At 63.2% G+C, this 14,015-nt stretch carries 13 protein-coding genes; 2 read left to right on the forward strand and 11 right to left on the reverse strand.

Features of this window, described 5'->3' with window-relative positions; translation table 11 throughout:
- The first annotated feature begins 10 nt into the window (after positions 1-10).
- Positions 11-1,399: an L-serine ammonia-lyase gene (locus P3T16_RS00880; RefSeq protein WP_429340833.1), complete on the forward strand. Its 1,389-nt coding sequence runs from the start codon at positions 11-13 to the stop codon at positions 1,397-1,399.
- Positions 1,400-1,536: 137 nt separating this feature from the next.
- Positions 1,537-3,261, forward strand: coding sequence for a thiamine pyrophosphate-binding protein (locus tag P3T16_RS00885; protein ID WP_429341053.1), 1,725 nt, complete (start codon positions 1,537-1,539; stop codon positions 3,259-3,261).
- A gap of 78 nt (positions 3,262-3,339) precedes the next feature.
- Here P3T16_RS00885 and P3T16_RS00890 read toward each other — a convergent pair whose 3' ends face one another.
- The 11 genes from P3T16_RS00890 to P3T16_RS00940 form a co-directional block, all read right to left on the reverse strand.
- The gene (locus P3T16_RS00890) at positions 3,340-3,720 is read right to left on the reverse strand and encodes a phosphopantetheine adenylyltransferase (RefSeq protein WP_429340834.1); all 381 of its coding nucleotides are present in this window, start codon (positions 3,718-3,720) and stop codon (positions 3,340-3,342) included.
- A gap of 75 nt (positions 3,721-3,795) precedes the next feature.
- Entirely contained in the window at positions 3,796-4,965 is a 1,170-nt protein-coding gene (locus P3T16_RS00895) for an acyl-CoA dehydrogenase family protein (RefSeq protein ID WP_429340835.1), read from the reverse strand.
- Positions 4,966-4,974: 9 nt separating this feature from the next.
- Positions 4,975-6,300: an NAD(P)/FAD-dependent oxidoreductase gene (locus P3T16_RS00900; RefSeq protein ID WP_429340836.1), complete on the reverse strand. Its 1,326-nt coding sequence runs from the start codon at positions 6,298-6,300 to the stop codon at positions 4,975-4,977.
- An 11-nt stretch (positions 6,301-6,311) separates the two neighbouring features.
- Positions 6,312-6,902: a phosphatidylglycerol lysyltransferase domain-containing protein gene (locus P3T16_RS00905; RefSeq protein WP_429340837.1), complete on the reverse strand. Its 591-nt coding sequence runs from the start codon at positions 6,900-6,902 to the stop codon at positions 6,312-6,314.
- Positions 6,872-7,378 (reverse strand): phosphatidylglycerol lysyltransferase domain-containing protein, encoded by a 507-nt coding sequence (locus P3T16_RS00910; protein ID WP_429340838.1) that lies wholly within the window; start codon positions 7,376-7,378, stop codon positions 6,872-6,874. Before P3T16_RS00910 ends, P3T16_RS00905 begins: the two co-directional genes overlap by 31 nt.
- Positions 7,338-7,814, reverse strand: a complete 477-nt coding sequence (locus P3T16_RS00915) for a hypothetical protein (protein ID WP_429340839.1) — start codon at positions 7,812-7,814, stop codon at positions 7,338-7,340. Before P3T16_RS00915 ends, P3T16_RS00910 begins: the two co-directional genes overlap by 41 nt.
- Before the next feature lie 10 nt (positions 7,815-7,824).
- Entirely contained in the window at positions 7,825-8,637 is an 813-nt protein-coding gene (locus P3T16_RS00920) for a glutathione S-transferase family protein (RefSeq protein WP_429340840.1), read from the reverse strand.
- Between the two features lie 12 nt (positions 8,638-8,649).
- Positions 8,650-9,294 (reverse strand): methyltransferase family protein, encoded by a 645-nt coding sequence (locus P3T16_RS00925; protein WP_429340841.1) that lies wholly within the window; start codon positions 9,292-9,294, stop codon positions 8,650-8,652.
- A gap of 13 nt (positions 9,295-9,307) precedes the next feature.
- Complete coding sequence (locus P3T16_RS00930; protein ID WP_429340842.1) at positions 9,308-10,546, reverse strand: cytochrome P450; 1,239 nt, start codon at positions 10,544-10,546, stop codon at positions 9,308-9,310.
- A 30-nt stretch (positions 10,547-10,576) separates the two neighbouring features.
- The gene (locus P3T16_RS00935; RefSeq protein ID WP_429340843.1) at positions 10,577-12,406 is read right to left on the reverse strand and encodes a fatty acyl-AMP ligase; all 1,830 of its coding nucleotides are present in this window, start codon (positions 12,404-12,406) and stop codon (positions 10,577-10,579) included.
- A gap of 36 nt (positions 12,407-12,442) precedes the next feature.
- Positions 12,443-13,987: a hypothetical protein gene (locus P3T16_RS00940; protein ID WP_429340844.1), complete on the reverse strand. Its 1,545-nt coding sequence runs from the start codon at positions 13,985-13,987 to the stop codon at positions 12,443-12,445.
- Positions 13,988-14,015 lie beyond the last annotated feature (28 nt).

Raw genomic sequence — 14,015 nt, forward strand, 5'->3', positions numbered from 1 at the left:
AGGAGCAGTAATGGCAGTCAGTGTGTTCGACCTCTTCAAGATCGGCATCGGTCCTTCCAGTTCACATACGGTCGGGCCGATGCGCGCGGCGCTGATGTTTGCCCAGGGTCTCGAGCGCGACGGGCTGCTCGACGCCACGGGGTCCGTTAAAGTCGATCTGTACGGCTCGCTCGGCGCAACCGGCAAAGGCCACGGCACCGACCGCGGCGTGATGCTCGGCCTGCTCGGCGACGCGCCCGATACCGTCAATCCCGACACCATCGTCGAACGTCTCGAAGCAATCCGCCAATCGCGCACGCTTTCGCTGCTCGGCAAGCGCGACATTCCGTTCGTTCTGAAAGATCACATCTCGTTCTACCGGCAGGCGCTCGCCGAACATCCGAACGGCATGAAACTCTTCGCGTTCGACGCAGAAGGCGCGACGCTGCGCGAAGCGACGTATCTGTCGGTCGGCGGCGGGTTTGTCGTGACCGCTGGCGCGCCGAATACGAAGGTGCTGAGCGCAGTCCAGCAGCTGCCGCATCCGTTTCGCACCGGCGACGAACTGCTCGCGATGTGCGCGTCGACAGGAAAATCAGTCGCGCAGCTGATGTGGGAAAACGAGCGCGTGTGGCACACCGAAGAGGAAACACGCACCGGCCTGCTGAAAATCTGGACCGTGATGCAATCGTGCGTCGCGCGTGGTTGCGGCATCGGCAACCCCGATGCGGACGGCACGCTGCCGGGTCCGTTCAAGGTGAAACGCCGCGCGCCGCAGCTGTATCGCGCGCTGTCGGGCAATCCGGAAATGGCGCTGCGCGATCCGTTGTCGATGATCGACTGGATCAATCTGTACGCGATCGCCGTCAACGAGGAGAACGCCGCGGGCGGGCGCGTCGTCACCGCGCCGACCAATGGCGCGGCGGGCATTATCCCGGCCGTGCTGCATTACTACACGCGTTTCATGCCAGGCTCGAACGAACAGGGCGTGATCGACTTCCTGATGACGGCCGCCGCTATCGGCATTCTGTACAAACTGAACGCGTCGCTGTCCGGCGCCGAAGTGGGCTGCCAAGGCGAAGTGGGCGTCGCGTGCTCGATGGCGGCCGGCGCGCTCGCGGCCGTGATGGGCGGCACGCCGCTTCAGGTCGAGAACGCCGCTGAGATCGGCATGGAACACAACCTCGGTCTCACCTGCGATCCGGTTGGCGGGATGGTGCAGATTCCGTGCATCGAACGCAACGCGATGGCGTCGGTGAAGGCGGTCAATGCCGCGCGCATGGCGTTGCGCGGCGACGGCAGTCACTATGTCTCCCTCGACTCCGTCATCAAGACGATGCGCGAGACCGGCGCCGATATGAAGACCAAATACAAGGAGACGTCGCGTGGCGGCCTGGCGGTGAATATCGTCGAGTGCTGACCTGACGTACGTCGTTCCACTAAAGGCGGCGCGCGTATCGTCCCGATGCAGCGCGCAGGCCGTGACACTGATCGGGCTACCGGCTCATGCCGACGGAAGCTGCTGGCCCGGTCGAACTGAATGGAGGTTTTCTCGCAATGTCGTTGCCAATCGTTTCCGCTTCTACTGATTCCGCTGGTTCCGCCACCACCACCGGCGCGCGTCTTGTTGTCGATGCCTTGCTGACGCATGGCGTCGAGCGCGTGTTCTGCGTACCGGGCGAGAGCTTTCTCGCCGTGCTCGATTCGCTGCACGACGAAACGGACAGTATCCAGACAATCGTCTGCCGCCACGAAGCGGCCGCCGCGAACATGGCCGAAGCCGTCGGCAAGCTGACCGGACGGCCTGGCATCGCACTCGTCACGCGTGGTCCGGGCGCGACGCACGCGTCGATCGGCGTCCACACGGCGTTCCAGGATTCGACGCCGATGATCCTGCTGATCGGCCAGTGCGCGCGCGAGCATCTCGACCGTGAGGCTTTCCAGGAGATCGACTACCGGCGCATGTTCGGCCAGATGACCAAATGGGTCGCGCAGATCGACGACGCGCGCCGCATTCCCGAATATCTGAGCCACGCGTTTCATATCGCGACGTCGGGACGTCCGGGGCCGGTCGTGCTGTCGCTGCCGGAAGACGTGCTGAGCGACGCGTGCCCAGTCGTACCGGGCGCGCCGAAGTATCACCGCGTGGCGGCGTCGCCATCGAAGGCGCAGATCGAGCAGTTGCGCACCTTGCTCGAAGGCGCAAGGCGGCCGATGGTGATCGCAGGCGGCAGCGGCTGGACGCCGGACGCATGTGCGGATTTCCGCCGCTTCATCGAGAACTGGCAGTTGCCGGTCGGCCTCGCGTTCCGCTATCAGGACACACTGGATAACGAACACCCGAACTACGCCGGCGACGTCGGCCTCGGCGTCAATCCGGCGCTGGCCGCACGCATCGGCGATGCGGATTTACTGCTCGCGATCGGTCCGCGCCTCGGCGAAGCCACGACGAACGGCTACACGCTGCTCGACATTCCGAAGACGAAGCAAACGCTCGTCCATATTCACCAGGGCGCCGAAGAACTTGGCCGCGTGTACGCCGCTGATCTGCCGATCGTGTCGGGCATGCCGGAACTCGCCACGTTGCTCGCCCAACTGAAACCGACGGCGACGCCAGCGTGGGCCGGCTCAGCCGAAGCAGCGCACCAGGCATATTTTGACTGGCGCAAGCCGCGCGCGATTCCTGGCGACGTGCAGATGGGCGAAGTCATCCAGCAACTTCGCGCACATCTGCCCGAAGACGCGATTCTCACGAACGGCGCGGGCAACTACGCGACCTGGCTGCATCGGCATTTCTCGTACCGGCATTTCCGCTCGCAGCTCGCACCGACGAGCGGCGCGATGGGCTACGGCGTGCCGGCGGCCATCGCGGCGAAATCGATGTATCCGGACCGCGCGGTCGTCGCGCTCGCTGGCGACGGCTGCTTCATGATGGCCGCGCCGGAACTCGCGACGGCGATGCAGTACGACCTGCATGTGATTTTCATCGTCGTGAATAACAGCCACTTCGGCACGATCCGTATGCACCAGGAAAAGAACTATCCGAACCGCGTGCACGGCACCGGTCTGACGAATCCGGATTTCGTGGCGTTCGCGCGGTCGTTTGGCGCGCATGGTGAACTCGTCGAGCGGACGGAAGATTTTCTGCCCGCGCTCGGACGTGCGCAGGCGGCGAAGCGCGCTGCACTGATCGAGATTCGTCTGCCGCAGGAAGCAAGCACGCCGGGTGCAACGCTCGAGCAGATCCGCGAGCAGGGGCGGAAACTGCGCGGCGAGGTATAGCCTTCTCGCGGATGCCACGGGACCCGCGACCTCAAGGCCGCCACGCGGCCAGGCGGTCGGGGTCTGCAGCGGCGGGGATCAGGCCGCCTCTGCCGGCCAGAGGCGCGCAGCGGCTCCGATCACCAGCACAATTGTCGCGAGGACATCGACGAGCACGACGCGCCACAATTGGGCGTTGAGATGTCCGGTCGAACATGCCAGATACAGGAAGGTGCCGACACTGACAAAGCCCGCGATATAGCCCAGCGCCTGCAATCTGGCGTCGAACGCGGCATAAATCAGAAACGCGCCGAGTAATGCGAACAGCGCCGAGCGGTGACGCATCAGGACGGTCAGATTGGGCTCATCGAGCGCGATGCCGTATAGCACACCAAGGCTACGCGTACCCGACACGCCCGAGACCGGCAGCAGATGAATGACGCCGACTATGATCAGTGGCACGGCGATCAGATATTTCATGTTTTTCCAGCCTTTCCGTTATGGCCCGGCTGCGGGCCGCTGACGTGCGCCGCGACTCCCGCATGCGGCATGCCGCTAGTCCTGCGAACTTGATGCCAAAGACGAAGCCCGGTCGTCAACGGTCGAGTCCAGCCACGCCGCCAGCACCGGCTGCGCGGCTTTGCGGCCAATCGGGTGGAATGCGAGACATCTGCTCGCGGCAAGCAGCGTCATCATTTCGGCGTCGCGGACATAGACGAGTCCGCCCGCCAGCTCCGCCGCGAGCATCGCGCATCGCTCGAGGGTTCGCTGAACGCCAAAGCGGATCATCAGTACGCGGGCGAGCAACGCGCCATCCGGTGGACAGGTCTGCATCAGGTGAATTGCACCGTCCAGCGCTGCCTGGGCACACTCCAGTTCTCCCGCAAGCAGCACACGCTCTGAATCGTCGATGCGACGATCCGCCACGACGCGGTCCGCCATCGCGCTTACTGCGCCGAGGTAACTCGCCGACGCTATGATCTCGAACCAGCACAATCCCATTGCTTCGGCGACCGCGACAATCCCGGCAGTTTCCGCATCGCCTTCCGATGCGAGCAGCACCTGTCCGGCTGAAACCCGCACGTTGTCGAAACGCAGTTCCTCGCTATCGGCAGCAGCAAGCAGCGGGACGTCCCAAAACTTGTGCCGCGTCACGCCTGGCTCGTTCGCCGGCAGGATCGCCATTCCAGTGCGCTTGATGCCGTCCGTCCCCTGAACTGCAACGCCGACCGTGATGATGTCCATGCTGTTCGCCATCGTGCATGGTTTCTTGCTGCCGGTAATCCGGAAACCATCGCCGTCCGGCACCATGAAGACGGTCGAATCCAGGATGCCCGCGCCACGCCGTCCTTCAGCGAATGCGGAGGCAACCAGCAGATTGTCGTGTGCAACATCGCGCAGCATCCGCGCGCACGATGGCACGTGGTCGGCCAGCGCACCGCAAAAGCTGACCGTGAAGTTGTGCATGGTCAGCATGAGGGCCATTGATGGCGCACGGGCGCCGATGGCCCGCTGCAAGCGAATGCCGTCGTATGGCGAAATCATCGAACCACCCGACGACGCCGGGACCCACAGCCGTGGCAGGCGGTGCTGACGAATCAATGACTTGATCTCCCGCGGGTCCTTCGATTCCATTGCCAGCAGGCCCTGCCCGGCGAGTTCGGCTTCAAGGCCCGGCGCGTATTGCTCCAGAACGACACGTGATTCCTGCAGGAACATTTTCATTACCTCTTTTCAGATGTTGAGTTGGCTCGAATGACGAAGCCACCCGAGGTACAGCGGAAGAACTGCGCGAACGAGCGCTGGCGGCAGGCTGGTCGTGCGCGGGCATGCCCACGGGACAGACGGCATCGCGGTATGGCCCGCTATGGCGTGTGCGAGATCGCGGCCGACCGCCACGGCGAGCGCGACGCCGTGACCGTTCCACGCGCCGACATGCCAGTAACGGCGTTCGGCATCCAGCGCCTTGACGATCGGCCATTCATTCAGCGTGCAACCGAGCAGACCGTGCCAGACCCGATCGGCCGTCATTTCGCGTAGCGACGGAAAGAAGAGCGACAGCTGTCCGGTCAGGTCAGGCGCGCTCCGCGTACGAAGGTCGAGATCGACCTTTTCGCCGGGCGCATGGCGGTACCCGCCGCCGATTAGCAAACGGCCATCGTCGAGTGGCCGCAGAAAATTGAACATCGGACGCGCGTCGTACATACCCTGCCCCTGGCGCCAGCCGATGACATCGCGCTCAGCGGCAGAGAGAGGACGCGTCACCGCAGCAAACGCCGCGACGGGCAAGACGGTCCCTCGAAAGGTGTCCAGGCCGTCGATGCTGCCGACGCTGCCATCGACGGCGAACACAACCCGCGAAGCGCCGATTGAGCCCGCGTCAACATGCAGCGCGCCGGTGTCACGCGCAAATCGCAAAACCCGCGAATATTCAAAAATGCGGACACCCCGTTCGAGCGCGGCGCGCTTCAGGCCGACGCACAACCGGCCGGGATTCAGTAACCGGGCCGGAAACGCAATCGCGTTGCGTATCCGCCGTGAGTCCGGCAGCGATGCGCGGAGCACATCCACACCGAGCAACGGCACGTCGAAGCCAAGCGCGCGATAGACCGCCGCGCGCTTTTCGAGTGTGATCGCGTCGGTGTCGCGCAGGGCAACCTGCCATTGCCCGGCCTCGCGCATATCGCAGTCGATGCCGCAGGTGTTGACCAGACCGGCCGTCAACTCCACGGCATCGAGCGAATACGCGTAGGCCGCGTGCGCGAAATCAGGCCCGAGCGATCGCACCTGACGCTCGACCGCCGGCCCGATCCGCGGCGCGCACTGGCCAGAATTCAGCCCGCTCGCGCCGTATCCGATACGCCCGGCTTCGAGCAGTACGACGTCGATCCGCGGCTCGACCGTCTTGAGGTGAAGGGCCGTCGAAAGCCCGGTCAGGCCACCACCGACAATGGCAACATCGCACGTCATGTCGCCCGTTACGGCGGATGTCACTTCGTCGAGTGGAAACGGAAGCCACGCCGTTGAGGGAGCGTCCAGCCGGCACCCATGTGGTTGCATGACACGAGCCACTAGATCGCCCTCGTCAAACGGAGAAATTGCCACAGCCCACTTGCGGTCGAGCCGTTCTGAAATGCGATGTATTCGGGCTGAATGAGATCGGGCGCCCATTTGAGTTTGTATTGCAGCTGCGCTTCGGCGGGATAGATGAAGCTCCCGTGTCGCGCCAGCTTCCGGAACGTCCACGCCGTCGCGCGGCTATACGCGCTCTCGATCTCGTGTTCGTCGGCGAGTGACGTCAGTGGCGTAAAGCCAAAGTTCAGCATTCGAGCGCCTTCCGCCTTGAAGCGCTCGATAGCCGTGATGTTGATGAGCTCCATCACGCCCGTCGTCGCATCGGGCTTTCGCCGCGTAAGATCGTGCATCCAGCCGGCGTGCCGGCCAAAGCTTGCGGTGTAGAGAACATAGGCCACCGCCTCGTCGTTCTGCATCGCTACGAAGAGCCGCTTGATCGAGCGGTCGAGGCGGTCGGGCGCGCCTACTTCGCCGATGAGAAATGCGAGTTCCTTCGCGCCCTTGTCCTTGATCCATTCGCGGTCGATCGCGGCAATTGCGTCGCGAATCTGCGGGGTTACCGGTACGTCGACGCCGAGTTCGAGCACGCTGACATGACTGCGGCGCGCCGCGATATCTTGTTGCGCAGTTTGATGAATGGCGTGCCGGAAATCCTGAAGCGATCGAGACTCACGCTGTACGACGCGCCGATCTGGTTGACCCGAAACCCACGGCTTGCGAACAGAAGTGCGTCGTCCCGGAACATCTGCACCGCGACAACCTTTCGCTGTTCACTGCGCGCCCAGTCGAGAAACCGGTCGAGCAACGCGGCACGCTGGCCGGAAGCAGCCGTGATGCCAGCAACCATCACCAGATGATGACGGCCCGCCGGCCGGTACGCGACCAGCCCGTCGATATCGGGCACGCAAAACCGCAGCGTCTCCTGATTGACCGCCAGTAACGCAGACGGATGGTCAGCATGACGCCGCAGGACGTCAACGGGATCGACCGACGCACTGATGGCAGGGACTTCAGCAGCCGCGTCACACTGCATCCGGACCTCCTCGTCGGGTCGTTGATGCATTGACATAGCTCGTCCGGAAATGCACGAACGCAGGATGAGCGGCCGGCTCGAAGCTCACGCCAAAGGGCTTCAGGAAATTGCCGAACAGCGCACGGTCGCCGCACAGGTGGATCGGTACCGCGAGCAAAGCCCATTCAGGCTGGACCAGCCACGCCCACAGCACCGCGACCAGCAGTCCCGAGACCGCGCTGTGCGTGCCGTTGTACAGCACGTAGAACGTGCGGTGAATACGTCTGCCATGCGCGCGCCGGTGAGCGATCGCGCCGGGCAGGTACCCGAAAACGTCGATATAAGCGAAGAGGAGCACGAATACCCACCAGCGGATCTGCGCCAGGTGAGCGACAAGCAGCCCGACGCAGATCGCAAGCGCCACCAGGTTTTCCAGCCGTAGCAGCCGGTATGTTGTGGGCGTTTCAAAGAGGTTCTGCTGGTCCATTGCGCCCCCTTCAGCCCGTCTGCCGCATGAGCTGTTCCAGCTTCGGCTGCGCTGCCACCACGAGATTCGTCATGAGGTCCTGCAGTTCAGGATTGAGATACCGGACGAACGACGGCTGCATGGACGGTCTTGTCAGCATTCGCATGTACCAGGAACGCAGGTTTGGATGCGCTTCGAAAGTCATCAGACTGCCGAGGCCCACGTGTTCCGCGCGCATCACATAGGGCAATGCAGCAAGATCGGCGAGACTGCAGGCCGGTCCGGCGAGCCACGCATGGGCGTCGACGAGCTGCGCTTCCATACGCGTGAAAAATACGCGATGCCGGTCGATACAATCCTTCAGTTCCGGGGCATCGAGCCCGTGCTCAAGCACGCTGCTGCGCCACGCGCGCACAGACTCGTCGGGTATCGCCTGAAGCAATGCGCTGACCGCACCGGCCGGCTGCTGCAACAAAAGCGGACGCGCCAGCACGGCCCACGTCACAACGCCCGAGGCGTGGTGCAGCTCACGGTCGATCCAGTGATTCCATTGCCGCGCCGCGTAACGATGCGCCGGCGCCACGGGCATCAGCGGATGTTGCGGAAACGCTTCGTCGAGGTACTCGCAAATGAACCACGATTCAGTCAGTACAAGCCCGTTGTGTTCGAGCACCGGCACTTCCGCGCGTGCGTTCAGGCGACGGAATGCTTCACTGCAATGCTCGCCACCAAGGAGATCCACAATGCGGTCGTTCCATCCGAGCTGCTTCTCGGCAAGTGCGAGCCGGACCTTCTGTGATGCAACGGAAAATGGCGAGTGATGAAGCGTGAACATGGAGGTCATTTATTTCCCGGGTTACCAGATGAACGGAACCAGTCGCTTCACGCGACTGCAATAGGTGATGTACTGCGCACCAAACGTCTGCAGCATCAAACCTTCTTCGTAGCGAATGCGTCGCACGAAAGCCGCCATGAGCAGCACGCCGGCGAGCGCGGCAGCGAGCGGCGCATGCATTGCGAGCAACATGCCGGTGTAAAGGAACCAGGCACCCGTGTAGCTCGGGTGGCGCATCAGGCGATACGGCCCGCTCGAAATCACCTGTTGATCTGCCTGCACGCGCACGTGCCAGGTGAAGAAGCGTCCAAGCTCCGCCACGGCCCACGCCCGCAATAACGCACCCGCAATAGCAGCCGCGAACGCGACGACGGCCAGCTCATCCCAGGCCATGCTGCCTGGATAACGCCACACCAGACACTCGATGACCCCGCCCAGCAGCGTCAGATACACAGTCCACACGAGTTGCTTTGCCGTGCCTCGATCTTCCGGCGGTGCATCGCGATCGAGAGGGCTGTAGGCGGGCTGCGTCAGCGAAGCGAGCAGCCCGGCCCCCACCATTGCCCAGAGCTTCGACGAGACGAGCGCGTCGGGCTGAAGAACCGCAGCGGGTAAGAGAAAGACCAACGCCACCGCGACGAGTCCTGTCATGAATTTGCGGATCATGCGAAGTTCCTCATCACGCGGTGGCAGGCAGTGACTGCAGCCCGCGAAAGACCACCGTGCCTGGCAACCAGCGCGGGTCGTCGATCTCCGGCTTGAGATCCGGCAGGCGCTCAAAAATCGTTTGCAGCGCGACTTCGGTTTCAACCTGGCCAAGCTGCGCGCCAAGGCAGTAGTGCGGACCACCGCCAAATGACAGCGGGTAGCTGCTTTTGCGCGAGATGTCGAAACGATCTGCGTCTGGCCACGCCGTCGAATCGCGATTTGCGGATGCCACGATGCAGAGGATCGTTTCACCCGCCTTGATCGAAGCGCCCGCGACCTCGATGTCTTCGCGTGCCTGGCGCGGCGTCATCTGGACCGCGGAATCGTAGCGAACCATCTCGGTGACGGCGTCGGAAAGCAGCGTGATGTCGTCTTTCAGCGCGCGCAGCTGATCGGGGTTCCGGTACAGTGCAAGCAGGCCATTGCCGATCGTATTCACCGTGGTCTCCTGACCACCGACGAACATCATTCGCAGGTTGTCGATCATCTCGGCGCGCGTTACCTGCCCGTCCGCTTCGGCCGCAATGAGTTGCGATGTCAGATCGTCGCCAGGCTCGCGCCGGCGCAACTCGATCAGCCACTGGAAATATTCGTGAGCTTCATTGACGGCCTTGTTCTGTTCAAACAGTTCCAGCGGACTCAACGGTGCAGGTTCAAGCGCGCGTGAACCGTTTGCGCTGCGCTGGCTGAACTTCGACCAGTCCTGCTGCGGGATACCGATCAGGTAGCAGATCACAGCGCTCGGCAAGGGAAAAGCCAGATCCAGCATCACATCAAACGCGGGCTTTTTGAGCGCTGCGTCGACCAGATCGCTCATCACCGACCGCATGAACGGCCGCATCGCTTCGACCCGCTTGTGGGAGAAACTACGCGCGACCGCGTTACGCACGCGCAGATGATCTTCGCCGTCTTTCATCACCATCATGTTGCGGGCCGACGCGTATACAGGCTGATCGACAATCCGCGGCCCGAGCCGCTCCGCCATGTTTTCGAAGTAGAAATACCCGCGTCCGAAATGCGCATCCTTCAGCATGAATGAGACTTCGCTGTGCCGGCTGGCAATCCATACGCCATGCGGCGAGCGATACACCGGCGCATGCTCGCGCAATTGCGCATAGACCTGGTAAGGATCCCGCACGTGCAGAGGATGCGGAACAAGCGGATCAAAGGTGGGAACAAAAGCTGCGGTGTCCGGCAAAAGCGCTGACATGAAACTCTCCTGGAAAAGGGGCGAACGGATTCAGACAGGAAGCGGCGTTTCGCGACGCGTGTCGCGGATCGTTTCCGCACCGGCGAAACGCGGATTCATCCATTGCGCGATAACCTGCAACCGACCTTCGAGGAACTGCTCGCGGCAGGGACGGCGCGACAGCTTGCCGCTCGTTGTCTTGGGAATGCTGCCGTTCGCAATCAGGACGATCGCATAGGGCTGGATGCCGTGATTTCTGTAGATAGCGTCCCGCATACAGGCAGCGATCTCATCGGCGCGAGGCTCGTCGCGGCGGTTGATTTCCTGTGCGAACACCAGATGGTCTTCATTGCCCACGGCAATGCAAAAGGCGATTCCGCATCCGGGACGCATCGCCTCGTGACAATGGTCGACCGTACGTTCAATGTCGTGCGGATAGTGATTAACGCCGCGAATGATGATCACGTCCTTGAGGCGGCCACTGACATACAGTTCGCCTTCGCGCATGAAACCGAGGTCGCCCGTCTTCAGCCAGGCGCCCGGGCGGTCGCGCATGCTGGCGCCGAATACCTGATCAGTCGTGCAGGGACGGTCCCAATAGCCCGCTGCCACCGACGGCCCCGCGACCCAGATTTCACCAACCGCTCCGTCGGCCCGTTCTATTGCCGAGTCGGGATCGACGATGCGCACGTCGAGACCCGTTGCCGGCCTGCCGCAACTGACCAGTTCGCGCACCAGCGTATCAAGCGACGGGTCGTCCGGCACGACGGCTTGTGCCGTCTTCGCGTAGGCGACGCTATCAATCGTGAGCGTGCGGGGTGAGTCCTCGCGCCGCTTGCCTGTGACGAACAGCGTGGTCTCGGCCATGCCATAACAGGGATAGAAGGCGCTGCGCCGGAAGCCGCGCGACCCGAAGCGCTCGACGAAACGGTTCAACGTATCCGACCGCACCGGCTCCGCACCGGAATAAGCCAGTTCCCAGCTCGACAGGTCCAGCGTCTCGAGGGTTTCGTCCGCGACCTTGTCGATACACAGTTCGTACGCGAAGTTAGGCGCGCCGCTCACGGTGCAACGTCGCTTCGACAGTTCACTGAGCCATCGGTCGGGGCGGCGCAGGAACGCCGCGGGCGCCATGAAGCTGACCGGCACGCCTGCGCAGAACGACCCCAGAATTGCTCCAATCAGCCCCATATCGTGATAGGGCGGCAACCAGGTCAGATGATGGTCGTCGAGTCGAAACTGCAGGTGGAGCGCGATCAGATAGACGTTGTGCAGCAAATTGCCGTGCGTCACCTTGACGCCTTTCGGCGTGCCCGTCGAACCCGACGTATATTGCAGGATCGCGATCTGGTCGCGATCCACATGGGGGTCGCGCCATGCGTCTTCGAGACACTCCGCCTCGAAATGGGTATCTGTCGCTAACCAGCGGAGCCGGGCGAGCGGTCCCGCGTCGTCGTCCAGCTGAATGAGCGTGGCCGCCGTCGTCAGAGCGGCGCTCGCGCCGCAATCGTGCGCGACGGCCGCAAGGCGATCGCGCAGACGTGGATTCAGCGGCGGATACGCGGGCACGCCAATCATGCCGGCATACAGGCAGCCGAACAGCGCGCACAGATAGTCGAGCCCCGCGGGATAAAGCAGCAGCACGCGGTCGCCCGGTCTACCCGAGCTTTGCAATAGTGCTGCAATCTGCCTTGCCCGTTGATCAAAACGCAGGTAGGTGATCGACCGGTCTTCCGGCTGCGGGCCTGAATAGTCGATGTAGGTGAACGGCCGCCCAGCCGGGTTGGCATACGCGTGGCTGCGCGCGACTTCGACGAGGCTCGAACTCGCGTACGGCGCGGCCGGAACCAGAAGCTGGAGCAGTTGGTTCGATGCAGTCATGGAGATCTCCTTGAAACGGATATGTCGACGCGCGGCTCAGGCGAGAGGCAGGGCCCGTTGCGCGGTGAAGTCGATGAAGCGGTTCCAGTGCTCGTCCGAGAGAGGTCGGCCAAAGCTTTGCAGACCGGCGAGTGCGAAGCCGTGCTTGCGCGCGAGTTGCTGTTGCCGCGCGATCTCTTGCGCATCCAGTGCGTTGCCGATGCTCACGTTCTCGAAGCGTCCTTCGAGCGCGAGCAGCATCGTTTCGGCCATGCACGCGAATGCGGTGCCGCGCGCTATGCCATACGGACCGATCCGCGGGGAACCCGGCAACGCAATCACCCCGCCATCGATCACCAGTACGTCGGGGCGGGTCTCGACGATCGAAGCCGAAATGCAACGCGGCCTCGATATGTCGCACACGATGGTGCCTGGCTGCAGCAGAGCCTCGTCAATGACGTCGCCGGGAAAGCTGGTTGCCGCGAGCGCGACGTTTGCCTCCCCAAGGGTGCGAATATCGCCTGTGAGGACTAGCGCCCCGTGCTCTTCAAGTTGTGCGATCAGGACATCGGCGTCGGATTGGCGCGACGTATCGTTCGCGTGCGCTGCGGCACGCCTGATCTGCGCAGCAAGCGAGCCGGGGAGAAGCGGCTCGTCGCATGGCGAAAGCGCCCCTTCGACGATCGTGCGCGCCACTGCAAGAAGCCGCGCACGTCCGGTTTCGCGCGCGTGCGCCGGGTTACCGATCAGCAACATCCGCGCGGCCCGACGCGACAGCAGGACCGCCGTGCAGGATCCGATCGCACCCGCCGCGCCGATGACCGCGGCCGTGCTTGCATCCCACTGACGGCCCGTGCGACGCATGACGTCATCGAGCGCTTCGACGCCCGCGACGACGGTATAGGAATTGCCCGACGTCAGCGCGACATCCGGGTTCAGCAACTGCGCGCCGCCGCCGCTCACCACGGATGTATAGGCACCGAGGCCGACAATTTGCGCGCCGCGCTTGCACGCCAGCCTGATGCCGCGATTCAGCACTGCGATCGCCTCATGTTGCGAAAGTTGCCGCAATTGGGCCGCTGTGTGGCCGATCATGATGAAATCGCCTCGCGCTTTTGTTCCTGCTGGCGATTCGATCTGCGCGCTGGAACCGACCACGGGATCAATCAGGCCGTCCATGCTTGCTGCGAACTCCGCCAGTTCTTGCGCATCCAGAATGTTCAGACTGGAGTCATAGTCGGCGTAGCTTTGCGCGTCGAGCGGATGAATCAGAAATCCAAAACGATGTTCGTCTGCCGTATCCCGCGCATGGCGAAGCGATGGCGCGCGCGGCTCTCCGGGCGAAGCGATTTCAGTGATGTCCGGCGTGCCGTGCACCTCACACGCCTCAGGCACTCCTGCTGTCGCGCACGCCGGTGCCTCGCGTCGCAGCAACGCCCGATAGAACGTGCCTGTATTGCGGCATGCCAGCGCGCTCAATGCGCGCTCGAGCGCGTCGATTGCCCTGTCGCAATGCTCGCGTGTCGCGGTCAGCGGCGGCTGGACGCGCAGCACGTCGCCGCGATTGAGCGTCGGCGCGAAGCGGACCCGCTCGACGTTCAACAGGTAGCTAGTACCACTGTGTTAACAA

The organism is Paraburkholderia sp. GAS42 (assembly GCF_050436565.1).
Taxonomy (GTDB): domain Bacteria; phylum Pseudomonadota; class Gammaproteobacteria; order Burkholderiales; family Burkholderiaceae; genus Paraburkholderia.